The 23,170-nt window shown below is 48.4% G+C and carries 19 protein-coding genes and 1 pseudogene; 10 read left to right on the top strand and 10 right to left on the bottom strand.

Annotation, left to right across the window (positions count from 1 at the left end):
- Positions 1–11: 11 nt before the first annotated feature.
- Positions 12–575, top strand: coding sequence for an anthranilate synthase component II (locus KUA49_RS00995; protein WP_218412102.1), 564 nt, complete (start codon positions 12–14; stop codon positions 573–575).
- Positions 576–675: 100 nt separating this feature from the next.
- Here the strand turns inward: KUA49_RS00995 and KUA49_RS01000 are convergent, their stop codons facing one another.
- The gene (locus KUA49_RS01000) at positions 676–1,653 is read right to left on the bottom strand and encodes an ROK family protein (protein WP_203051359.1); all 978 of its coding nucleotides are present in this window, start codon (positions 1,651–1,653) and stop codon (positions 676–678) included.
- Positions 1,654–2,248: 595 nt separating this feature from the next.
- Between KUA49_RS01000 and KUA49_RS01005 the strand changes: the two genes are divergently transcribed.
- From KUA49_RS01005 to KUA49_RS01040, 8 genes are all read left to right on the top strand, one after another.
- Positions 2,249–2,926, top strand: coding sequence for a LysE family translocator (locus KUA49_RS01005; RefSeq protein WP_218412103.1), 678 nt, complete (start codon positions 2,249–2,251; stop codon positions 2,924–2,926).
- A 55-nt stretch (positions 2,927–2,981) separates the two neighbouring features.
- Entirely contained in the window at positions 2,982–3,536 is a 555-nt protein-coding gene (locus tag KUA49_RS01010) for a DUF4924 family protein (RefSeq protein ID WP_218412104.1), read from the top strand.
- An 84-nt stretch (positions 3,537–3,620) separates the two neighbouring features.
- Positions 3,621–5,207: a peptide chain release factor 3 gene (locus tag KUA49_RS01015; protein WP_203040833.1), complete on the top strand. Its 1,587-nt coding sequence runs from the start codon at positions 3,621–3,623 to the stop codon at positions 5,205–5,207.
- A 15-nt stretch (positions 5,208–5,222) separates the two neighbouring features.
- A complete protein-coding gene (locus tag KUA49_RS01020) occupies positions 5,223–7,028 on the top strand; it encodes a chloride channel protein (RefSeq protein ID WP_218412105.1) in 1,806 nt (601 codons plus the stop codon).
- Positions 7,029–7,040: 12 nt separating this feature from the next.
- The gene (gene fmt / locus KUA49_RS01025) at positions 7,041–8,117 is read left to right on the top strand and encodes a methionyl-tRNA formyltransferase (protein ID WP_218412106.1); all 1,077 of its coding nucleotides are present in this window, start codon (positions 7,041–7,043) and stop codon (positions 8,115–8,117) included.
- A gap of 20 nt (positions 8,118–8,137) precedes the next feature.
- Entirely contained in the window at positions 8,138–8,710 is a 573-nt protein-coding gene (locus KUA49_RS01030; RefSeq protein WP_218412107.1) for an L-threonylcarbamoyladenylate synthase, read from the top strand.
- A gap of 547 nt (positions 8,711–9,257) precedes the next feature.
- Positions 9,258–9,410, top strand: a complete 153-nt coding sequence (locus KUA49_RS01035) for a hypothetical protein (protein ID WP_203049026.1) — start codon at positions 9,258–9,260, stop codon at positions 9,408–9,410.
- A gap of 149 nt (positions 9,411–9,559) precedes the next feature.
- Positions 9,560–9,895 (top strand): transposase, encoded by a 336-nt coding sequence (locus tag KUA49_RS01040; protein WP_218412108.1) that lies wholly within the window; start codon positions 9,560–9,562, stop codon positions 9,893–9,895.
- A gap of 92 nt (positions 9,896–9,987) precedes the next feature.
- Here KUA49_RS01040 and KUA49_RS01045 read toward each other — a convergent pair whose 3' ends face one another.
- The 5 genes from KUA49_RS01045 to KUA49_RS01065 all read right to left on the bottom strand — a co-directional run bounded on the left by KUA49_RS01045 (position 9,988) and on the right by KUA49_RS01065 (position 14,252).
- Positions 9,988–10,422 (bottom strand): N-acetylmuramoyl-L-alanine amidase, encoded by a 435-nt coding sequence (locus KUA49_RS01045; RefSeq protein WP_203051369.1) that lies wholly within the window; start codon positions 10,420–10,422, stop codon positions 9,988–9,990.
- 89 nt (positions 10,423–10,511) lie between these two features.
- The gene (locus KUA49_RS01050) at positions 10,512–10,610 is read right to left on the bottom strand and encodes a smalltalk protein (protein ID WP_218412109.1); all 99 of its coding nucleotides are present in this window, start codon (positions 10,608–10,610) and stop codon (positions 10,512–10,514) included.
- 51 nt (positions 10,611–10,661) lie between these two features.
- Positions 10,662–11,222 carry a DNA-binding protein gene (locus KUA49_RS01055; RefSeq protein WP_218412110.1) on the bottom strand — a complete coding sequence of 187 codons (561 nt, stop codon included), beginning with the start codon at positions 11,220–11,222 and terminating at the stop codon, positions 10,662–10,664.
- 465 nt (positions 11,223–11,687) lie between these two features.
- Positions 11,688–11,894 carry a DUF4248 domain-containing protein gene (locus KUA49_RS01060; RefSeq protein WP_203040826.1) on the bottom strand — a complete coding sequence of 69 codons (207 nt, stop codon included), beginning with the start codon at positions 11,892–11,894 and terminating at the stop codon, positions 11,688–11,690.
- 126 nt (positions 11,895–12,020) lie between these two features.
- Positions 12,021–14,252 (bottom strand): VapE domain-containing protein, encoded by a 2,232-nt coding sequence (locus tag KUA49_RS01065; protein WP_218412111.1) that lies wholly within the window; start codon positions 14,250–14,252, stop codon positions 12,021–12,023.
- 556 nt (positions 14,253–14,808) lie between these two features.
- Here KUA49_RS01065 and KUA49_RS01070 point away from each other — a divergent pair.
- The gene (locus tag KUA49_RS01070; protein ID WP_218412112.1) at positions 14,809–15,261 is read left to right on the top strand and encodes a hypothetical protein; all 453 of its coding nucleotides are present in this window, start codon (positions 14,809–14,811) and stop codon (positions 15,259–15,261) included.
- A 184-nt stretch (positions 15,262–15,445) separates the two neighbouring features.
- On the opposite strand, the gene KUA49_RS01075 is transcribed toward KUA49_RS01070, so the two are convergent.
- The 4 genes and pseudogenes from KUA49_RS01075 to KUA49_RS01085 all read right to left on the bottom strand — a co-directional run bounded on the left by KUA49_RS01075 (position 15,446) and on the right by KUA49_RS01085 (position 22,782).
- Positions 15,446–17,539 (bottom strand): hypothetical protein, encoded by a 2,094-nt coding sequence (locus KUA49_RS01075; RefSeq protein ID WP_218412113.1) that lies wholly within the window; start codon positions 17,537–17,539, stop codon positions 15,446–15,448.
- A gap of 77 nt (positions 17,540–17,616) precedes the next feature.
- Positions 17,617–17,727 (bottom strand): annotated as a pseudogene (locus KUA49_RS17595) (DUF5018-related domain-containing protein); the annotation flags it as partial.
- Positions 17,728–17,783: 56 nt separating this feature from the next.
- Positions 17,784–19,538, bottom strand: a complete 1,755-nt coding sequence (locus KUA49_RS01080; RefSeq protein WP_218412114.1) for a RagB/SusD family nutrient uptake outer membrane protein — start codon at positions 19,536–19,538, stop codon at positions 17,784–17,786.
- Positions 19,539–19,587: 49 nt separating this feature from the next.
- Complete coding sequence (locus KUA49_RS01085; RefSeq protein ID WP_218412115.1) at positions 19,588–22,782, bottom strand: SusC/RagA family TonB-linked outer membrane protein; 3,195 nt, start codon at positions 22,780–22,782, stop codon at positions 19,588–19,590.
- Positions 22,783–23,170 lie beyond the last annotated feature (388 nt).

Here is a 23,170-nt window from a genome sequence, read left to right on the forward strand (position 1 = left end):
ATTATCAAAACGTGAAAGTAGTAATCATAGATAATTACGATTCCTTCACCTACAATCTGGCACATTTGGTGAAGGAATTGGGCGTGGACGTTACGGTGTATCGCAACGACCAGTTTCAGCTCCGTGAGTTGGAGCCATTTGATAAGATCATATTGAGTCCGGGTCCGGGAATCCCATCCGAGGCGGGGTTGTTGATGGATGTCATCAGGAAGTATGCAGGCATCAAGCCGATGCTGGGCGTATGTCTGGGTCATCAGGCGATAGGCGAGGCGTTTGGTGCCAAGCTCACCAACCTCAAGGAGGTGTATCATGGTGTAGCCACCCCATGCACCCAGTTTGGCATCGACCCGATATTCCAGGGCATGGAGAAGCGAATCGAGATAGGAAGATACCATTCGTGGGTAGTAGATAGAACGAATTTCCCTGAGTGCTTGGATGTCACCGCCGTGAGCGATGACGGTTGCATCATGGGTTTGAAGCACAAGAACTACGATATCCATGGCATCCAGTTCCATCCCGAAAGCGTGTTGACGCCGGAAGGCAAGACCATCGTCAGGAACTTCCTGGAGTTGTAAAGAGGATAGGAGATATAAAAAAATCCCAGGCGATTCACCATCACCTGGGATTTTTTATATTTTTATCTGATTGTCAGATTATCAGATTATCAGATGGGAATTACAAGTCCCAACCCACGGCACTGGCGCCGAGAACGGCAGCAGAACTGCCATCAAGAGTTGATACCAGGAACTTAGCCTTGCCCTTGTAAATCTTCAATACATTCTCATCGTATGCCTTCTTCAAAGGCTCCATCAGCAAGTCACCAGCCTTGGTCAAACCGCCGAAGAATACGAATGCCTCTGGTGCAGAGAAAGCAGCAAAGTTGGCGCAAGCCTCACCCAGCATCTTACCTGTGAAGTCGTAGATGCGCTTAGCCAAAGCATCGCCCTTGCCGGCAGCCACACTCACGTCGTAAGAAGTGATATCCTCTGGCTTCATCTCGCGGAGCAAAGAAGGCTCGTCGCTTGTCTCCAGGAACTCGCGTGCTGTGCGAGCCACACCCGTAGCAGAGCAGTAAGTCTCCAGACAACCTCTTCTGCCGCAACCGCATACGCGGCCAGCCTCGCCAGGAACCACGATTACGTGACCCAACTCACCAGCGAAACCATCGCTACCGTAAACCATCTGACCGTTGATAACGATACCAGAACCTACACCAGTACCCAAAGTAATGTCGATAAAGTTCTTCATACCACGAGCCACACCGTAAGTCATCTCGCCCAAGGCAGCCGCATTCGCATCGTTAGTCAAAGCCACAGGAATACCCAAAGCCTTGCTGAAGAGATCAGCCAATGGCACTACGCCATCGTGAGCCCAAGGAAGGTTAGGAGCGAACTCGATGGTACCTGTATAGTAGTTACCGTTAGGAGCACCGATACCCATACCCTTGATCTTCTCGATGCCGCCGATGGTATCAAGCACAGGCTGCAAAGCCTCTACAGAAGCTTTTACATATTCATCCACTGTCTTGTAGCCACCAGTCTTGATGGCTGTTGTAGCCTTAATGTCACCGCGTGCATCTACGATGCCGAACACTGAATTAGTACCGCCAAGGTCCAAGCCAATTACGTATGGCTTCATTGCATTTTCTGTCATGTCTTTATTTTAAATTAGTTAGAATTGTTTTTAATTATTCATGCTTCACACGTAACCTCCGGTCCCCCAATATCAGCAACCTCCGGTCCCCGAAGGGGGCCAACTTTCAATAACCGCTGGTGGAATGACCGAAGGTCATGGAACCTGCGGACAACCAATAGTAGGGAAGAATCGTCCCCAAAGGGGGCGAACCACATCCAGTCTTGCTCCTGTTCGCCCCCTTCGGGGACGTTTGGAGAGAGTCCTTGTTATCCGCAGGTTCCATTCCCTTCGGTCATTCCACCCGCGGTTATTGACATTCGCCCCCTTCGGGGACGGTGGGATGCTACTTGCGAAAGCTTTTTAATTATAATTCTCTGCAAAGATAAGAAATAGTTTTGGAATAGTTGCTATTTCTTGTATAAAAAAGTATAATTTCTTCTTTTTTTTTAACTGAAATCAAATAAATCAGACTTCTTCCGAAAAAAAGAGGGTCTAAAATGAAAGTTTAACCCAAAAAATTACTAGATGTGCCCGATTTTTTGTAACTTTGCCCGCTGTTATTAGATTTTGTATTTTTAGCCGGTTGGGATACTGGCAAAATGGAATAGAGAAAATGAATTTAGCATTTCCAATAGAGTTTAACATCCTTGACTTTGTTTTCAAGGGAATTCTTATCGGTGTGATTGCCTCGGCTCCGATGGGTCCGGTGGGCATCCTTTGTATTCAGCGAACCTTGAACAAGGGGCGATGGTATGGTTTCGTCACGGGTATAGGTGCAGCGTGCAGCGACATCGTCTATGCGCTTTTCACGGGCTTGGGTATGAGCTTCGTGATGGATTTCGTGAACAATTCGCAGAACAAGTTCATCCTCCAGATTCTCGGCAGCGTGATGCTCCTCATCTTCGGCGTCTATTGCTTCAGGAGCAATCCTACCAAGAACATGCACCAGAGCAGCAACAAGCAGGGTACCCTTACCCACAATGCCATTACGGCTTTCCTGGTAACGCTGAGCAATCCGCTCATCGTCTTCCTCTTCATGGCCACCTTTGCCCAGTTTGCCTTCGTGGTGCCTGATATGCCGATCGAAATGGGTGTGGGCTATCTCAGCATTGTCTTCGGAGCCCTGCTCTGGTGGTTCGGTCTCACCTGGCTCATCGACAAGGTGAGGGGAAAGTTTGATACCAACGGCATCCTTATTATTAATAAGGTGATAGGAAGCGTGGTCATCATCTTCTCTGTCATTGCCCTCTTCGGCACAGTATTCAATCTGTACCATCTGCCAGGCTTTTAATCTTAGAGTTAAAAGTTGATAGTTAATAGTTTATAGTTCAAACTTCAAAGTAAATATGTTTGTAGCACAAGAATTAAGAAAGACGAGTATTGCAGAATACCTCTTATATATGTGGCAGATAGAGGATATCATCCGTGCCTACGGATGCTCGCTGCCTGTCATCAAGAAGAATTACATCGAAAGATTCAATTTCACTCCCGAGCAGAAAGATGAGGAACTCGACTGGTTCGGCAACCTCATCCGCATGATGAACGAGGAGGGAAAGCGTGAGTATGGTCACCTCGATATCAACCGAGTGCTCCTGCAGGATGTCATCGACCTTCATGCCCGACTGCTCCAGAGCAGCAAGTTTCCTATCTACAACGCCGAATACTACAAGGTGTTGCCGTTCATCGTTGAGCTGCGCAACCGTGGCGACAAGGAACTCAACGAGATTGAAACCTGCCTCGATGCCCTCTATGGCGTGATGATGCTCCGCCTGCAGAAAAAGGAGATTACTCCCGAAACTGAGCGTGCCATCAAGGAAATCACCGTCTTCATCGGCCTCTTGAGCGATTACTATATCAAGGACCGCACCGAAGGCCTGAAGTTCGAAGACGACGACATGTAGTGATTAGTTTTTAGTGATTACTTTTCAGTGATTAATTTTTTAGTATATACATTATTATAATATATATATAACGATATATAACAGATGAAAGAGATTGAAAGAAGAAGAACATTTGCCATCATTTCGCACCCTGATGCCGGTAAGACAACTTTGACCGAGAAGTTCCTGCTCTTCGGTGGACAGATTCAGGTGGCTGGTGCCGTTAAAAATAATAAGATTCGTAAAACTGCTACTTCCGACTGGATGGATATCGAGAAACAGCGTGGTATCTCGGTTTCTACATCCGTGATGGAGTTCGATTACCTGCCAGATGGACAGACCGGAGAACCATACAAGGTGAATATCCTCGATACTCCAGGTCACCAGGACTTCTGCGAGGATACCTACCGTACCCTCACCGCCGTGGATTCTGCCATCATCGTGGTGGATTCTGCCAAGGGTGTGGAGGCACAGACCCGCAAACTGATGGAGGTGTGCCGCATGCGCAATACTCCGGTTATCATCTTCATCAACAAGATGGACCGTGAGGGACGTGACCCATTCGATGTACTCGATGAGTTGGAAGAAGAATTGAAGATTTCCGTTCGCCCATTGTCTTGGCCTATCGGTCAGGGCGCCCGATTCAAGGGTGTTTACAATATCTACGAGCACCAGCTCAACCTTTTCACACCTAACAAGCAGCGTGTCACAGAGAAGGTAGAGGTGGATATCCAGTCAAAGGAACTCGATGAGCGAGTAGGCGAGCGTGAGGCAAGCCAGTTGCGCGAGGAACTGGAACTGGTTGATGGCGTTTACCCTGAGTTTGATGTAGAAACCTATCGCTCAGCCGAAGTAGCCCCAGTGTTCTTCGGATCAGCGTTGAACAACTTCGGTGTGCAGGAGCTTCTGGATTGCTTCGTGCAGATTGCCCCATCTCCAAAGCCAACCCAGGCAGAGGAGCGCCTGGTGGAACCTGAGGAGCCTAAGTTCACTGGTTTCATCTTCAAGATTACCGCCAATATCGACCCTAACCACCGTTCCTGCATCGCCTTCTGCAAGATCTGCTCTGGTAAGTTTGTGCGCAATCAGCCTTACTACCACGTGCGACTCGACAAGACCGTGCGCTTCTCTTCGCCAACCCAGTTTATGGCGCAGCGCAAGAGCACCATCGACGAGGCCTATCCAGGTGACATCGTAGGTCTGCCAGATAACGGCATCTTCAAGATTGGCGATACCCTTACCGAGGGCGAGAAGATTCACTTCCGTGGATTGCCATCGTTCTCACCACTTCTCTTCAAGTACATCGAGAACGATGACCCAATGAAGAGCAAGCAGTTCCAGAAGGGATTGGAGCAGCTCATGAACGAGGGTGTGGCTCAGTTGTTCGTCAACCAGTTCAACGGTCGCCGCATCGTGGGTACCGTGGGCCAGCTTCAGTTCGAGGTTATCCAGTATCGCCTGGAGAACGAGTACAACGCCAAGTGCCGCTGGGAGCCTGTTCACCTGCACAAGGCATGCTGGATTGAGGCCGATGACGAGAAGGAGCTGGAGAACTTCAAGAAGCGCAAGTACCAGTATATGGCCAAGGATATCGAGGGCCGCGATGTGTTCCTCGCCGATTCAGGCTACGTGTTGAGCATGGCTCAGCAGGATTTTGAGCACATCAAGTTCCACTTTACATCAGAATTCTAAAATTTCAGCATGGTAATGGATGAAGAGTTAACAGGATACAAACAAAGCAGGACGGCGAAGCTGGTTGCCTGGCAGAAGAAACACATCTCTGACAAGCAGATGACCCTGATTCTCGCCTTCCTCATCGGTCTGCTCGCTTCGGTGGCAGGCTTCTTCTTGCATGCCATCGTACACGAGATACAGTATCTGCTCACTTCGGGATTCGAGAAGGGTACCTATAATCTGCTCTTCCTGCTGTTCCCTATCGTGGGCATCTACCTCACGTCGCTGTTCATCAAGTATGTGGTGCGCGACAATATCTCGCATGGTATCACAAGAGTACTTTATGCCATCTCCACCAAGAACTCCCGACTCAAGGGGCACAACTGCTGGTCGTCAGTGGTGGCATCAGGCATCACCATCGGTTTCGGTGGTTCCGTGGGAGCCGAGGCACCTATCGTGCTCACCGGTTCAGCCATCGGTTCCAACCTGGGACAGATTTTCCGCATGGATAAGAAGACCATGATGCTGCTGGTGGGATGTGGAGCCAGTGCCGCCATTGCAGGCGTGTTCAAGGCGCCGATAGCCGGACTGGTGTTCACCCTTGAAGTGCTGATGGTAGATCTGAGCATGGCATCGCTCTTGCCTATCTTGATTTCGTGTGTCACAGCCACCTGTTTCACCTATATATTCGATGGCGACAGTTCGCTGTTCGAATTCACGCTCACCAACCCATGGGAGCTGGACCGCACCCCGGCGTGCATTCTGCTGGGTGTTTTCTGCGGACTGGTGAGTCTGTATTTCATGCGCACCATGTCCATCTGCGAGGGCTTTTTCGGCAAACTGGGTCAGTATCCATACGCCAAACTGCTGTTTGGAGGACTCATCCTCAGCACGCTCATCTTCTTCTTCCCTTCGCTTTATGGCGAGGGATATTCTGCCGTCAATATCCTGCTCAAGGGCAGCAACGAGGCAGAGTGGGGGCAGGTGATGAACCGTTCGCTGTTTTCGGGTCAGGATAATCTGCTCATTTTCTACATAGCGTTTGTCACCTTTACCAAGGTATTCGCCACCTCGGCAACCAATGGTAGTGGCGGTTGCGGTGGAACCTTTGCGCCTTCGCTGTTTATCGGCGGTTTTGCAGGCTTCCTTTTTGCCCGCCTGTGGAATATCTATCAGGTAGGCGTTCATGTGCCGGAGCAGAATTTTGCGCTCATGGGCATGGCGGGCTTGATTACGGGCGTGATGCATGCCCCGCTTACGGGCATCTTCCTCATCGCCGAACTCACGGGTGGCTATCAGCTCTTCATGCCGCTGATGATTGTGTGCATCTCTTCGTTGCTCACCATCAGCATTTTTGAGAGCCACAGCATCTACGCCCTGCGTCTGGCCAGAGAGGGCAAGTTGCTCACCCACCATGTAGATCGTTCGGCACTTACGCTGATGAGCATGCAGAGCATGGTTGAGAAGGATTACCATCCTATCAGTCCCGATCTGCCGATGAGCAAGCTGGTGAGCGAGATTTCAAGAAGTAACAACAACTTTGTTCCGGTGTTGGATGATGCCGGTGTGCTGAAGGGCGTGATAGATATCACCCGTCTGCGCCACATCATCTTCCGCACGGAACTGTATAATCACTTCACGGTGAGCCAGCTGATGATTCAGCCGTCGGCAACCCTGGGCGAGAACGAACGCATGGACGAAGTGATGGATAAGTTTGATAAAACCGATGCCGCACAGCTGCCAGTGGTAGATGTCAACGGCGTGCTGAAGGGCTATATCAGCCGCACCAAGATTTACGAGGTATATCGCAAGATAGTGGCGGATATGTCGGCAGAATAAAATTTTGAAAAAATGGAGAAGAAAGATTTAAGAATTATATTCATGGGAACCCCGGAGTTTGCGGTGGAATCCCTCAAGCGCCTGGTAGAGGGCGGATATAACGTGGTGGCTGTGGTTACCCAGCCCGATAAGCCTGTGGGCAGACATCAGGACACGCTGCAGCCATCTCAGGTAAAGCAGTATGCACTTTCGCAGGGCCTGCCAGTGTTGCAGCCGGTGAAGATGAAAGACCCAGAGTTTGTGGAGCAGTTGCGCAGCTATCAGGCCGATTTGCAGGTAGTAGTAGCCTTCCGCATGCTGCCGGAGGTGGTATGGGCGATGCCTAAGTATGGCACCTTCAATGTGCATGCCGCCCTGCTTCCACAGTATCGTGGTGCAGCCCCAATCAACTGGGCTGTGATCAACGGCGAGAAGGAGACGGGTGTCACCACCTTCTTCCTCGACCACGACATCGATACCGGTCGCATCATCATGCAGAAGCAATTCCCTATTCCGGAAGAAGCCAATGTGGAGTATGTATATGATGGTCTGATGCATCTGGGTGCCGAACTGGCACTGGAAACCATCGATGCCCTGATAGCAGCCGACGGCAACATTGCATCCATTGCCCAGGAAGAACTGATGGGCGAGGGCGTGGAGCTGAAATCAGCCCCAAAGATTTTCAAGGACACCTGTCGCATTGATTTCCACAAGCCAGCCAAGCAGGTTCACGATTTCGTGCGTGGTCTTTCGCCATATCCTGGAGCCTGGACGGAGATCAAGAAGAAGGCACCGGTGGTTGTCTTTGAGGATACGGATGGCGAGATGCCAGAGGCTACGTCTCATCCTGCGCAGAAGAAGAGTGTGGAGAAGGTTCAGGTGTTGAAGATTTTCAAGACCCAGCAGTCTGAAGAACCTCGTGGCGCAGCACCAGTAGGTTCTTTGAGAATCTTCGAGAAGAAGTTGCAGGTAGCGTGTCTTGATAATTGGCTCAACATCCAGGAGCTGCAGCTTTCGGGCAAGAAGCGCATGGATGCCGCCGCCTTCCTCAACGGCATGAAGGACATCGCCTATTACGAGTGCCAGAAGAGCCAGGAAGATAATTTTTAATTCATAGTAATCATAGTAATATGACCAGAGAAGAAGATATTAAGAATGCAGTGGAATGCATGCGAAAGGGTGGAGTGATTCTCTATCCTACAGATACCGTATGGGGCATCGGCTGTGATGCCACCAATCCGGAGGCTGTGAAGAAGGTGTACGAGATTAAGAAGCGTGATGATTCCAAGGCGCTGATTTGTCTCATTGATTCAGCCGACCGCATGGCGCGTTATTTCCGCAACGTGCCTCAGGTGGCGTGGGATTTCATTGATGCAGCGATGCCGGTGAAGCCTACCACCATCATCCTGGATGATGCCAATGGCGTGGCTCATAACCTGGTAGCCGAGGATGGCAGCTTGGCGATGCGAGTAACTTACGAGGAGTTCAGCAAGCAGCTCTGCTACCGTTTCCAGAAGCCTATCGTGAGCACGAGTGCCAATGTTAGTGGCGAGCCGGCAGCCCAGAACTACCGTGACATTTCCGATGAGATTCTGAATGCCGTGGATTATGTATGCTGGACCCGTCGCCAGGAGCACAAGCCTCACCAGCCATCCAGCATCGTAAAGATTGCGAAGAATGGTGAAGTGAAAGTAATTAGATAAGGTTCCGCCTAGCGAAATGCAATCGCCTAGCGGGGTTCGTTTTCTATATATAAAAAAGAGGTGCATCGCAAGAAGTCTTTCTCTTGCAATGCACCTTAATTTTTTACCTTTAGGTGTCTTGCCGAGGTATGAACTTTTGCAGGATGCCTAGCCGAGAAATGTAAACGAAGATTAAATAAGAGAAATCACTTGGTAGTTTCAAAGAAAAAGCGTAATTTTGCAATATTATATAAATTCAAGTTTCGCAAGTAACCTCCGGTCCCCGAAGGGGGCCAACTTTCAATAACCGCTGGTGGAATGACCAAAGGTCATGGAACCTGCGGACAACCAATAGTAGGGAGAAAGCGTCCCCAAAGGGGGCGAACCACATCCAGTCTTGCTCCTGTTCGCCCCCTTCGGGGACGATAAGAGAGTATCTGTAACTATCCGCAGGTTCCATTCCCTTCGGGCATTCCACCCGCGGTTATTCACATTCGCCCCCTTCGGGGACGGTAGAATGCTACTTGCGAAACTTCAGTATAAACAATTAAAAAATAGGAGGTATAACATGATGCTAGGAATGAATGCACCAAAGGCTGTGGCCAAAGGTGAATACGCAAAAGCCATCCGTAAAGCCGTACATGACTCAATCGAAGCTATCAAGAACGGAAAGGTTCCTGAGAAAAAAAATCAAAAGTTCAATTTTGAATGGAGGGTATAGATATTTGTCACCGTACTAGCATTACACAAAGATAGTTATAGTGCCGTTCCCTTTTATGAAAAATGTAATTTTGCCAAGCAAACCCCATTACCGAAAGCTGATGTATGGCCAATGTATAAAACTTTGTGGGTAGAATAGTATTGAAGTATATGGAAGTATTAGAAAGATTGCCTTTTACGGCACAGAAGAAGATATTCGATCATCTTGCAAAATTGGCAGATGTTCGTTGCCTGAGTAGTGAGGAGCAGGAAAAATACGATGAAAGTATTAAGGCTGTTGACGATTACTACTCCGGTCTTTATGGCTCGTATATTGAAGGAGAGGAAAAGGGAATTGCTAAAGGAATGGTTGAAGGTATAGCTAAAGGTGAACTGTCTAAAAGTTTGGCAATAGCCCGTAATTTATTAGCAATGGGGATGTCTTGGTCTCAAATCATGCAAGCAACAGGATTGACAGAAGAACAGTTGAAGCAGCTTCAGTCGTAGCTAGTTTTGCCTAATATAAAAAGAGGTGCATCGCAAGAAGTCTTTCTCTTGCAATGCACCTCAATTTTTTTTACCTATGATGATACTATCTTCTACAGATGAAAATCTATTTCCTTGAGCCATGCCTTGGTATCAAAGCAAGGACACTCCTTCTTGACACCAGGCAAATCGCGGTGGCCCAGGATGGTGGCATCAGGATAATCCTGAGCCAGAGAATACAGCAGCTCCTCCAGCGTAATCTTCTGCGCCTCGGTGCGCGTATCCGCAGGATGACCATTCTTATCCAAGCCACCCTCGTAGCAGATACCTATGCTATGCTGGTTGTAGTGACGGGCATGCGCACCCACCTTGTCCTCATGACGGCCAGGATACAGGGTGCCGTCCTTGGTGATGTAATAGTGGTAACCAATCTCTGCGAAGCCACGAGCCTTGTGGCACGCCTCCAGATCCTCAATGCTGAAGTTCTGGTTCACACGGGTAGCGCTGCAGTGCACTACAATCAAATTGATAGTTCTTTTACATTTCATTTTCTTCTTCTTTTTTTAATGGTTCAACTTAGTGTTCTTTTTCTCTCAAGCCTTTCTTTCAAGGCTATTCTCAAGCCATCTCACCTCATTTACAAGCCCTTGCAACTCTGTACACAGAAGGCGCTGAGGATGGCAGTCAATACCGTGATGGTGAAATTAATCACTTTCTTAATAGTCTCTCTCTTCATTTGTTCTCGCTTTTAATCGTTAGTTATCCCATATTAATTAGTTATCCCATATTAGATTGTTACGTCTGTAGAATCACCGCCAGTGGTGCCTGAATTGCCGCCAGTGGTGCCAGTATTACCCTTGTCAGTGCCTCCTGAAGTGTTGTCACCCGTTGAGGAACCTCCCGATGGATTGCTGCCTCCGCCGTTCGAACCGCCACCAGTAACAGTCACTCCCTTATCCACTCTCTTGATAGTGGCATCGAGGTTCAGACTGGCAGAAATCAAGTTACCCGTGGCGCGGGCTCTCGACTTCACTCCGGCAATGTTCTTGGCTGCCGACCACTCGGCAATGCTCTTGGCACCCATCTTGTTCTTGATGCCCAAGCTGAAGATCGCCAGGTCGTTGATCTTCACCGCAATGCCCTGCAAATTCAACTCTCTGATGCAGTTCACGGCATCGGTAAGCATACCCTTGATGGCACCTTTTGAGAAGGGGGTGTTGTGTGACGACATGTGCTCTGCCAACTTGTCGAGATCATAAGTCTCGTTAACCACTGGATATGCGTAGTACAAACCATACGCATTCGGCATCTTCTTGTTCTTGTTCTGTTTCAATACTACCTGAATCATACTTTTTCCTTTCGCGTTAAAATTGTTAGTTAATTTAGTTTTAGTAACTCAAGTTTCGCAAGTAACCTCCGGTCCCCGAAGGGGGCCAACTTTCAATAACCGCTGGTGGAATGACCAAAGGTCATGGAACCTGCGGACAACCAATAGTAGGGAGAAAGCGTCCCCAAAGGGGGCGAACCACATCCAGCCTTGCTCCTGTTCGCCCCCTTCGGGGACGATAAGAGAGTATCTGTAACTATCCGCAGGTTCCATTCCCTTCGGTCATTCTACCCGCGGTTATTCACATTCGCCCCCTTCGGGGACGGTAGAATGCTACTTGCGAAACTTCAGTTAGTAACTCTCCAGTTGATGCATCTCCTTCTGAATTACGATGCAAAGATACGGCTTTTTTTCGACTCACTCTGAACTTTCGTGAACTTTCGCAAAAAAAAATCTAAAAAAACATGAAAAAAGTTTGGGGAACCCTTACGGATCCCCCAAATATTCAAAAATCAACTCCTTTTGCCTCGGAGTAAACAACTTGTTGCAACTCTTGTAACCTTCTGCCTGAAGCAGTTCCATGAGTCCCTTGCATTGCTTGATCCAAATCATCAAGTGCTTTTCGGCACTCCTTGGTTTGGCATCAGGAAAGTAGAGACGAGCGATGGCTCTCTTGCTATTTTGATTTGGCATACTCTCTAACTTGTTTCTGGTTCAGAAATGACTAAGATAGAAATCTCAGTGACTTAGATAGAATCCCCAGTGACTTAGATAGAATCCCCAGTGACTAAGATAAAAATCCCAGTGACTTAGATAGAATCACGGGTTAGGGTAGTTCGGATTGTAGTTCGAATACTGCGCCACTTCCGCACCGCTCTTTTCCACCACGAGCCAAAAATTTCCCGTACGTCGGTGCTCACTCTTGAAACCAAGCCTCGCCATGATGCTGCCGATGCTCTGGTTCGACATGTTCTGGCGCAAGGCAGGGTTGGTGCAGATCTTTTCCATGATCTCTGCTGTGGTAACCGACTTGATGAACCTGGGCTCTGTTGATTCATCCGGGATACGAAAAAAACGCAAAATCTGCTCCTCTGCAAAGTTGGAAACCATGAAGAGGCGATTGTGCTTACGCATTTTCTCCACATCCTCGAAAGTCTGCCAGTATACCCAGCCATCCTCTCGGGTGCCCTTCGATACACTTTGACCCAGAGCCAAAGCCTGAGAGTAGAGACCCTCGTAGTTGATAGCCTTCTCTCTAGGGCTCACAATCTTGGTAACAATCCATGGCGAGAAACGGCGGTTCTCCACATCGGTGATGATGTGCTGCTGGTTGCTCGTTCCGCAGAGCGAAGCACGGTGCTCCAGCTCAGATCGGTACTTGTCGTAAGGGCGACGGAAGGAGAAAACCTCCTTGGTCATGTTGCTCTTGAAGGCACTCAGGTTTCTGCCGAATATCGCCTCAAACTCATCCAGGTTCACACTAGCCTTGGTAGCCTGAGCCTCCATGGCATCCTTGTCCAGATAGTTGCTGGTACTGTCGTTCAGATAGTAAGTCTTGAGGCATGGAGGGAGCAGGGCACCCAGAATGGTGGTCTTGTAGATGCCGCCCTTGCCCACCAGAATCAGCATCGACTGGTTCACGAAGTGAGGATTCACCCATGCCACCACCATCGACACGAACCACTTTCGGAAATATTCCACAAACTCCTCCTGGGTGTGGCAATACTCGGGGCGGTCTTCCACCGTGATTCGCATGGCAAACTCCCTGATGTAATCCGTCTTGCCATCCCACTTCGGCAGACTGCGCAGATAGTGATCCAGCGGATTGAAAGGCTGGCTGTAGTCGCTGGTCACGATATCCCCCAGTTTCTGCACACTGGTATGGATGCCCTTCAGGTCCATCTCCATCCAGATGGAGTGCAGGATGTCGTCGCTCACATCGGTATACTTCAGGTACTTGGCATCCTTCACCATGCGGCTCACCACCTGATACTTGCCGGTAACCATGTTGTGAACGAACTCGTAGTTCTGGTCGAGCCACTGTCTGATGAGCTTCAGCGTAGCCTGAACCGGATAGTCCTCGCCCTTGGCGTAGAAGTGCCATTTGCCGGCAAGTTCGCCATGGTTCTTGTACACACTTCTCACCACGCTTGCCGTGTCGGCATACTGCTGCGAGAACTCGGAGGTGGCATACTGCAGTGCCTTCTCCTCCTCGATGCCGTATTTCAGGCAGCAGTAGGCAAAGCTGGTAACATACTCGTTGTGCTGATGCTCCTCGAATCTTTTGCCCCAGCTCTCAATCATCACCTTGATGTGGGGAGCTGCCTCCTCGATGGTTGGGGTGTAGCCGCCCTTCTTCTTGCGGGTCTTGCTGCTCTTAGGTCTGCCGCCCTTGTTTTTCTTCTTCTCGTTCTTGATGCGTTCCTGGGTAACTTTCAGCTCGCTGGGGGTGAGCTTCAGGGGGATTGCCTCCCAGTTGAAGTAGGCAGCAGGGTCGTGGGCAAGGCCGCAGAGTCTGCCGATGTCGGTGGCCTGCTGGTCGGCCTCCCAGTTGAGCAGGGTGTTGTAGAAGCTGATGGCCTTCTTGATCATGGCGTTGAAGAGTTCCACGATGGTGAGGTCGCAGTTCTCGGCTCTGTCGTATCCCACGATGATGCGGATACCCTGTCCGCTGATGGTGTGATAGACGGCTAGGGCATAGGCCGACTGGCATGCCGCCTTGAACATGCTCTCAATCTGCTCAGCCGAGGCATCATGGATGTCGTAGTCCAGGGCAATCATTCGGGTCTCAGCCTTCACGTTGTCGAGGCTTCTTCCTCTGCCGTCATACTGCAGTGAGGCAGAGATGGCAGGGCCTAGAGGCTTGAGCTCATCTGCATAGCTCTTGCTGATGGCCATTCTCTTGCGATAGGCCATGGTCAATGAACTTACCAGGGAGTCTTTTGTGATAAGTTGCTCCAAGGCTTCTCTACTGGCGAGAGGCATGCTCTCGGTGCTCTTGAGTGATGCGAATAATGACGGCATCACGGCGTCATTTGTTTTTTTGTTCATTGGTTTGATTTTTTTTGTTTGTCAATTATTTAGTAGTCGGCTGGAGATTTTAGCCTCTTCGGTCGGCCATTTTTTCTGTGAATGCAAGGCTGTGATGTGAAGGCTTGGTCTCAAAAAACTAGTTTTTCGATACTAAAAACCTCTATGTAAAACCCTGATATTCATTTCATTTACCTTTATAACACGCTGTATATACAAAAGTTCTGGACCCTAGGGTTCACATCACACTCTCGAATCAGCGGTCACTCGGGTAGGATTTCGGTTGCAAATGTAGGAAAATCCGGCGGGTTTCACAATAGTTCCATGCTGTCCACTTGACCAAACTGGTCAAAAAAATGCCCTGTTTTAAGAAAAATTAAGTTCTGTTTGTAGTTGTTTGGAAAATAATAGATTTTATAAATGTCCATATTTTGGTAGGGAAAGAGTACCTTTGTACGTAGATAATAAACAGAAGAGCAATGATAAGTACTTCTGCCCTTTCTGGGCGTGTGGAATTTACTTACTAAACTTGAATAAAAAGATTTTTTTATATAAACAAAATTAAATATTTTAAATTATGGCAACAAATCAAAACGAAGGAAATGGACCGATGGTTAAAGTGGGTAATTTTTTCAATGATTTTTTTGATGAGAAAGTGAAAGGTAAAAAGCGTCTCACTGGCGCTACTTTGAAGCGTGACTATGGTATTACAAAATATTGTCTTAGCAACCTTAAGAATGGTCATGAAATGTTGAGCGGTAACATGAATAAGATAGGTCGTGCCTATCTCGAGCAGTTTCCTACGCAAAGAGAGCGATTCCGGCAGGTTATCAAGCTGTTGGATGTACAGCGTGAGCAGGATATTGAGAACTATGGACCGGATGGTTCTCCTTTTACTGCCACCTTCAAGGATATTCTTGATTCATATATTCTTGAAGAGGCAGAGAAACTGGCAGAGGTTTACGATCATGAGGAATTGATGAAGAAACTGCATCAGCAGCTGATTAAAAAAGGTCTGTTGCTGGATTGATATTCTGATTGACTTCTTTGTACAAAAAAATCTGCCCCTCTGCTTCACAGCAGAAGGGCAGAAAAATTGTGTTTACTAGCATCGCGTTTATAAACCTTGCGTTTACAAAAGAAGCAAATTTATTTTCGCTATTTTTTAAACTTTATCTTACTTACTTACTAACTAATCAATATATCATTAACCATCAACGTCCATTATAGATAAACACTGATGAACCTGGCAGATTCAATGTCAGAGGAGTATCAATGTCGATAGGCTTGTTGATTGGCATACCCTGCAATTCAGCCTGGCTGAAGGCATGGGTCAAAGTAATCTTTCCACGAACATAAGAAGGTATCTCCAACGCCTCTCTCAGGGTCGTGGTGAATCTCTGTGCACTGGCAGAAGGATTACGCAAGGTAAGCACACTCTTCTTGCCGTTCCATGCAGCCCAGCCATATACATTTGCCTTCTTGCCATCCCAAGGATTGCCGCCAACCCAGTGGGCATCTGGCAATACGTCGGCCTGCTCCTGCTGCCACTTGATGCACTCTGCCAAGTCTTTCCACAACGCTCCTGCGTTGCCCTGGTTGTCCTTGATTTCGTCCATCAGCTTGTAGTCGTTATACAGCTCAACCATGCCCGAACCACAGGCAAAGGCGCAGCGCATCTCACGAACGATTCCGTCGTAATCCATGTTCTTGGAAACGGCTCCCCAACGGCTCAGGATGAATCCGTGAGTCATCAATGTGTTGATAGGGCATACCGGTGATCTCTGAATGAAGTTCTGATAAACCAAGCGGTCGCGATAGGTAATCCAGCGCTCACGATCGGTGCCCTGGTCACCTGCCTCGCCGTAATCACCCTCCTGGCGCCATACTGCATCTGTGAAGTGGAACCAGAATGGAGAAGCCCAGGTTCCTACAGTGGTGTTGAGGAAGATGTCTGGACGCTTCTGGCGTACGGCACGCTCGATGCTGATGATGGCCTCGGCATTCTCCTCGCCTCTGGTTCCTTCGTCAGGGCCAATGGCAGAAGCCTGTGCACTGATACCATCAAACTTGAAGAAGCGGAAGTCGTAACGGTCAATCATGTTGGTGCAGCAACGGATGAAGAAGTTGTAGTAATCTTCATTGCTCAGCTGCATGCCACCCTTAGAACGCCAGTAAGCACGGCGATATTCGCCAGACTGACCATAGCCGCCCACAGGACCCAGCCAGGCACCGATACCAGTACCCATCTGCTTGGCCTCGTTGGCTGGCTCATCGAATCCGTTAGGGAAGTTAGGATTGAAGGTCCAGGTGCCATACTGGTCCCAACCGTCATCCCATACGAAGGCCTTTGGAGCCATCTGATATTTATCATAGAAATGTGTCTTCCAGTGACTTACCACGTCGGCACATTGTTCTACGGTCATGTTTCCTTTGTAAGAAGGAGCTGGTGCATTGTTGCGGTCGATGTTCAACTCATACCATGAAATATATACAGGGTAAGGTCTCCAAGCCACAGCTCTTTCACGCTCGCTGTAAGCCAGGAAAGAGCGGCGCAACTGGTTAGGCGCAACCAAGCCCACTACGGAACTGATGTTCCAGGTTTTTCCAGCCTTTAAAGTGGTATTTCTTCTCCATAAGCCTTCTATGTGAGTAGCATTGCCTTCGTCCTTGCAGGAATTCAGACCCATTGGAGTTTCCAAACCGGCAAAGATATGATTGCTTGCCAGGATGGCACCACGGGTATTACCCACCACTTCTGGAGCGGTGTAGGCACTGTTCTTGGCTACCAGGTAGTTCATGGCCACGATACCTTTCATAGACAGGTCTCGGGCAGCCTTGATATCCATTTCTGTGCGCAGGTAGTGAGAGCCGTCCCTCAATACGGCACGCCAGGTGATAGAGAGGTCGCCGTAGGTAAAACGGGCTTCTAGAGCCTTGCCTGCATAACGGAGAGAAGCTGTTGCTGCAGATGGATCCTCGCCGAGGGTAACTATCTTTACATCTTCCAGCTTCATCTTAGATGCGGCCACGGTGCTGCCGTCGCCCAATAGAACCTTAAATAATTCTGTGTCAGGCTGCAGTCCCAGTTCAGAACAGCCGTTGAAGTAGAGCTTGCCCCCGGTATTTATGAAAGAGGCTTTCAATACCTTGTTGGCCAGCTGATAGCTGTTTGACTTCTGGGTGATTTTAGCTACACCCGGTTGCTTTTTCTGGGGAAAGATGACAGCTTGTGCCCAACTCCCCATACACATAGATAGTGGCATTATAAGAGTAAGTGCCAGCTTTAATAAATTGTTTTTATTCATACTGATAGTAAGTTGAAGCCCCTTGAAAAAAAGGGAGACACCATCCGCTTATGGTGTCTCCCCTTGCGTGACTTAAATTATTTTGTTAATTTACATGTTATGGTCCATACCTTGGTCTCTCCATTGGCAGCCTTTACGGCATACTTGTGTGGAGTAGTCCAGTCGGCTGGAACACCCAACTTTGGAGAACCTTCAACAGGTAATTAAACTTTATCTTACAAAACTAATCTACATAGTCAGTTTCTTACTTTTCATCCCAACCTGGGTTCTGCTTCAAGTTCTTATTCAGTGCCAACTGATCGATTGGCAATGGATACAACCAGCGGCGGTCGTTAGCAGTCCACTTGCGGCCAGCAGCATTGTCATAACTCTCAGCGTAGATGCGGAGGTATGTCTTGCCGTTATATACTCTAGTGTTGCTGCTATCGAAGGCGTAGATCTCGTTGTACTGCTGCTTCACCTTGTCGGTAACACGGATACCCAGAGTAGTAAGAGGATTCTCCAACAACTTCATTGCATTCCAGCGCTTCAAGTCGTCCATACGGAAGCCTTCGCCAACCAACTCGATACGACGCTCACGACGAATCTCGTAGAGCAGGTTAGAAAGCTCATAACCATAGTTGATAGGCTTCTGGTCAGCAACAGGGTTCACTGTAAGGTGAGCCATGCCTACACGGTCGCGAAGCTGGTTGATGGTCTTGTCAAGAACAGCCTGGGTGCATGTACCCAACTCGGCATTAGCCTCGGCGTTGATGAGCAATACCTCTGCATAACGGTAGATGAACCAGTCGTAAGAGGTGTTGCGAGCCTGCCACTGAGTCTCGTCAGCAGAGTGGAACTTGGTACATGGATAACCTGTTACACCACCAGATACTGAGCAGTCTGGCATCTTGTTCTGCACCTGCTTGTTGTTGCGGAGCCAGAATGGCTTGTGGTTGTTGTCGATGAGCTGATAGAGACGTGGGTCACGGTTGGCAATCTCTGTCTCCAACTCTTCGTCACCCTGGTAGCCTGAACCCTGGTTGTAGATAGGTGTACCATCCTTCATCAGGAACGACTCGATGAAGTCCTTGCTCAAGCCCATACCGTTGCCACCAGCCTGACGGCCAGTCTCGTGGGTAAGGATACCTGTCTCGTAGAAGCGGACCATGATAGCCTCCTTGTTGTCAGCAAGGTCTTCCTGAACAAACTGGTTGGCATAGCTGAGTGGATAACCCTCGTAAGACTTGGTGCCGGCACCGGCGTCAGTACCCTTTACGATGGCATATTTGCCGCTGTTGATGATTTCATCGGTCAGCTCCTTAGCCTTTGTAATGAGGCCTTCAGCTGTCAAACCCTCAGAACCAGTCTCCTTGTGATACTTCATATAAGTACCGTAGTAGAGGCATACACGAGCCAGCTGGGTGCGGGCTGCATCCTTGTGCAGACGGCCCTTCTCGGCCATTGTCTTCTCTGGGAGCCACTTAATGGCAAACTCCAAGTCTTCGATGATCTTATTCAATACGAAGTTGCGTGGGTCACGGCCCTTGAAGAGCTCTTCGTCATCGCCCGTCTGGAGGTCACTCTCATACCAAGGCACATCACCGAAATTACGGATCTTGCTATAGTAATCCTGTGCTCTGAAGAAACGGATTTCTGCCACATACTTGTTGATGTCGGCCTCAGAGCCAGAAGCTGTATGATAGCGCTTCATGAAGTAGTTGCAGCTGCGCACGTTGCCCCAGCCCCAGCCACCGTCTGATGTAGGAACGGTGTAATTGTTGAACAGATAACCACTAGGGCTATTGGTTACAAAGTTATCACTCTCGCCATCAAGAGTAGATGAAGGACCTGCCAGCATGTTGCTGTAGATACCATTGGCGTACATCTTGAGGTCGTTGGCACTCTTCCAGTATGACTTATCTGTAAATGAGTCCATTGGGCTCAAGTCGGTATAGTTGCAAGATGCAAGTGTCATACCAGCCATCATACTCAAAATGAATATATTTTTAATTTTCATTGTCTGTCTATTTAAGTATTAATAATACACACTTTACGATTCTCTAATATTAGAATGATAAGTTCATACCTACAGAGATCTTCTTGTTGATAGGGTAAGTCATGTTACCAAGTGTCTCTGGGTCAGCGAACTTCACCTTCATAGGAGTGAATGTAAGGAGGTTTTCACCCTGTACAAATACTCTGAGGCGAGCAATGCCCACCTGCTTCAGCAAGTGTGAAGGGATAGAGTAACCTAATGTCACATTCTTCAAACGCAGGTATGCTGCATTGAGCATGTAGCGAGAAGAGGTGTTGTGGTTAGCACCATTTACACTGTAGTGATGGAGTTTTGGGAAGTAAGCACCACGGTTGTCCTCTGTCCAGTAGTCGAGAGATGTGGTCTGTGGAGTACACCACTCATTAGTGAAGCCCCAGAATGATGGACCACCCCAACCACCGAAGTAGTCGCGCTTGCCGATACCCTGCCAAAACATCTCGAAGTCGAAGCCCTTGTAGTCGGCACCTGCTGTGATACCGTATGCATAGCGAGGAGTTGAGTTACCGAGAATCTTGCGGTCGCCTGGCTTATCTACTGTACCTTCACCCCAGGTTACCTTCTTGTCACCATCGAGGTCTTCAAACTTCACGTCACCTGCACTCCAGTGGCCGCCGTCGATAGCCTTCTGATCCCAGCTGGCTGCTTCCTCGTCGCTCTGGAAGAGTCCGTTAGATACAAAACCCCAGATTTCGCCCAGCTTCTCGCCCACGTAGTGGTCGCCGATGAGGCGTGCGTCGTTAGAATACTTGGTGATTTCAGACTGGTAGTCAGACAATACACCCTTGATGTGGTAGCCCAAACCGCACTTCAATCGGTCGCTCCACTCTACAGAGATTTCCCAACCAGTGGTCTTCATGTTGGCTGCGTTGCTTCTTGGAACGCCTGTACCGAGCACAGAAGGCAGGGTAGCACCCTTTGTCAGCATATCCTTGGTGTCACGGCGATACCAGTCGAAAGATGCACTCAGTCGGTTGTTGAGCCATGTACCATCGATACCGAGGTCGAACTGGTTCACGGTCTCCCATGTAAATGAGCTACTTACCAGGCCAGGAGCATAAACTGCTACAGGACGTGTGCCGCCGAGCAATACGCCAGCCTTTGTGCTCAAGCCGTAGGTAGCCAGGTAAGGGAAGTTGCCAGATACGTTCTGGTTACCCAGAGAACCGTAAGATGCACGAATCTTCAGGTTGTCCCACCAGCTGCGCAATGGCTCGAAGAACTTCTCCTCTGATACACGCCAAGCTACAGAGCCTGAAGGGAAGAACGCATAGCGGTTGCCCTTGGCAAACTTAGAAGAACCATCCTCACGGCCGTTGAACTCGAAGAGGTACTTGCCCATGTAGTCGTAGTTCAAGCGGAAGAAGAGACCGTTGGTTGACCACATGCTTTCGCTACCGCTGGTAGAGATATCACCGTAAGCGAGGTTGATCTGTGGAGTATCGTTGTCGATGAGGTTCTTGCGGCCCACCCAGTGATACTTGTTGTGCTTCTTCTCCTGGTTGTAACCCACGAGTACCTTGAAGTTATGCTTTTCTGCCAATGAGAGTGAGTACTCTGCAAATGCATTGAATGCCTGATAGTAGTCATCGTAGTTAGATACGGTGATACTGCTTGGGTTGGTCCAAGGATAGTAGTTCTCTGTACCAGGAACGGCTGTATAGTCGTAGAAGTTGCGTACGTGCTCGTTAGAGTTTCTGCCGTAGAAGTTCCATGTATAGTCGGCGTTGATGACGAGACCCTTGATAGGAGTGATGCGTACGGCACCAGTCATCCACAAGTCGTTCTGGCGATACTTGGCGTTACCACCCTGCTCCATGATGGCGATAGGGTTGGTGTAGCTACCCTGGCCAGCATAGTGGCCATCAGGATGCTTCACTGGCATCAGTGGGCTCAAGTCGTTCTTCATCATACCTGAGTATGCGCTCAGACCAGAGTAAGCTGTAGGGTTCATCGCTGTGGTACCACCAGTAGGGTGGCGCTCTGATGTATAGGTATGAGTAATCTTAGCGCTTACATTCAGCCACTTGGTAATGTTAGAAGAGATGTTTACGTTAGCGTTGTACTTCTTATATTTATCGTCACCAGCGGTAAGGATACCCTTCTGGTCGTTCATGGCGATGGATGCATAGTAGGTAGTACGGTCGTTACCACCGCTGATGTTGGCATTGTAGATCTGAGAGAATGAAGTCTTGTAAAGCTCATTCCACCAGTCGGTATTGCCGCAGTAGCCATACTTTGCCTTATCGTATGCCTCGTCGAAGAATACAGGATCCTTACGGGTTCCGTTGAAGTATTCCTCTGTATATTTATAAACCTGATCCTTGAAGTATCGGCCTGAACCACCGTCATTCTTGTTAGCCTCGTCCATCATCTTGAGGTACTGCATAGAGTTAACGTTGTGGTATGACTTGGCAGGGCTCTGCCAGTAACCTGTGGCGTTGAATGAGATGTTAGGCTTGTCGCTCTTGCGACCTTTCTTGGTAGTAATGAGGATTACACCGTATGCTGCACGCGCACCGTAGATGGCTGCAGAAGAGGCGTCCTTCAATACAGAGATAGACTCCACGTCGTCTGGATTCACGAGGTTGGCATCCATCTGCACGTTGTCAACCAATACCAATGGGCTACCGCCGTTCAACGACGTGTTACCACGGATATTGTAGCTAGAGCTGGCACCAGGAGCACCACCACTGTTCATGGATACGTTGAGGTTGGGAACAACACCCTGGAGACCCTGTCCGATGTTGGTAATAGGGCGGTTTTCCAAAACCTTACCATCTACGTTGGCAACAGCACCAGAGAGGTTTACCTTCTTCTGTGTACCGTAACCTACGACAACGACTTCCTCCAAGCCTTGTGTGTCTTCAGCGAGAGTTACATTGAGACTTGTTCCGTTCCACTTTACTTCGCTATTTACGAAACCGATGTAAGAAACAACGATGGTAGTACCCTTAGTTACACCCTGGAGTGTGAACACTCCGTCCAAATCGGTAACTGTAGCATTCTTCGTGCCTTTCACTGATACTGACGCACCAATAATAGGTTCACCGGTAGCATCCTTTACCACACCTTTGCAAACAGCACCCTGCTGTGCAACCATAGTTGCTCCGAATGTGCTTGAGCTAGGAACAGTACTCGCATTGGCGGCACCTACTAAAATCGTAGATAGTAATAGGGTCATGCCAAACTGACTTCTTTTGTTCATAATTGTTTGGTTTTAAATGTTATTTTTAATTATATAGGATGAATATTTTCATTCTAATGAATAGTTAGCTATTATCTACTTTGCAGTTTTATAAACTACGCCATAGTTATTTAAAAACGTTATTAATGATGTCTTGTTTATGTTACACACTTAGGTCATTTATTATTTCCGTTTGCAAATTTATGGCTTTTTTAGTAAACTTGGATATTTTTGATAGTTAATAAATATTAAATGGGGTAAAAAAGGATATAGTTCGGTATTTTTTTTAGAGAAAATTACGCTAAAATCTGCCGAATAGCTTAGAATGAGCGATTTATGAGTTTTTCACCTCAATGGAGGTAATGATTTAGCAACGGTTCTAATTTCTACAATTTGCATACGTTTGATT

The organism is Segatella copri, assembly GCF_019249655.2.
Taxonomy (GTDB): Bacteria; Bacteroidota; Bacteroidia; order Bacteroidales; family Bacteroidaceae; genus Prevotella.

Coding starts and splice junctions, on each gene's coding strand:
- KUA49_RS01000 (WP_203051359.1), bottom strand. CDS start 1,653: ATGACAGAAAATGCAATGAAGCCATACGTAATTGGCTTGGACCTTGGC.
- KUA49_RS01005 (WP_218412103.1), top strand. CDS start 2,249: ATGAATTTAGCATTTCCAATAGAGTTTAACATCCTTGACTTTGTTTTC.
- KUA49_RS01010 (WP_218412104.1), top strand. CDS start 2,982: ATGTTTGTAGCACAAGAATTAAGAAAGACGAGTATTGCAGAATACCTC.
- KUA49_RS01015 (WP_203040833.1), top strand. CDS start 3,621: ATGAAAGAGATTGAAAGAAGAAGAACATTTGCCATCATTTCGCACCCT.
- KUA49_RS01020 (WP_218412105.1), top strand. CDS start 5,223: ATGGATGAAGAGTTAACAGGATACAAACAAAGCAGGACGGCGAAGCTG.
- fmt (WP_218412106.1), top strand. CDS start 7,041: ATGGAGAAGAAAGATTTAAGAATTATATTCATGGGAACCCCGGAGTTT.
- KUA49_RS01030 (WP_218412107.1), top strand. CDS start 8,138: ATGACCAGAGAAGAAGATATTAAGAATGCAGTGGAATGCATGCGAAAG.
- KUA49_RS01035 (WP_203049026.1), top strand. CDS start 9,258: ATGATGCTAGGAATGAATGCACCAAAGGCTGTGGCCAAAGGTGAATAC.
- KUA49_RS01040 (WP_218412108.1), top strand. CDS start 9,560: ATGGAAGTATTAGAAAGATTGCCTTTTACGGCACAGAAGAAGATATTC.
- KUA49_RS01045 (WP_203051369.1), bottom strand. CDS start 10,422: ATGAAATGTAAAAGAACTATCAATTTGATTGTAGTGCACTGCAGCGCT.
- KUA49_RS01050 (WP_218412109.1), bottom strand. CDS start 10,610: ATGAAGAGAGAGACTATTAAGAAAGTGATTAATTTCACCATCACGGTA.
- KUA49_RS01055 (WP_218412110.1), bottom strand. CDS start 11,222: ATGATTCAGGTAGTATTGAAACAGAACAAGAACAAGAAGATGCCGAAT.
- KUA49_RS01060 (WP_203040826.1), bottom strand. CDS start 11,894: ATGCCAAATCAAAATAGCAAGAGAGCCATCGCTCGTCTCTACTTTCCT.
- KUA49_RS01065 (WP_218412111.1), bottom strand. CDS start 14,252: ATGAACAAAAAAACAAATGACGCCGTGATGCCGTCATTATTCGCATCA.
- KUA49_RS01070 (WP_218412112.1), top strand. CDS start 14,809: ATGGCAACAAATCAAAACGAAGGAAATGGACCGATGGTTAAAGTGGGT.
- KUA49_RS01075 (WP_218412113.1), bottom strand. CDS start 17,539: ATGAATAAAAACAATTTATTAAAGCTGGCACTTACTCTTATAATGCCA.
- KUA49_RS01080 (WP_218412114.1), bottom strand. CDS start 19,538: ATGAAAATTAAAAATATATTCATTTTGAGTATGATGGCTGGTATGACA.
- KUA49_RS01085 (WP_218412115.1), bottom strand. CDS start 22,782: ATGAACAAAAGAAGTCAGTTTGGCATGACCCTATTACTATCTACGATT.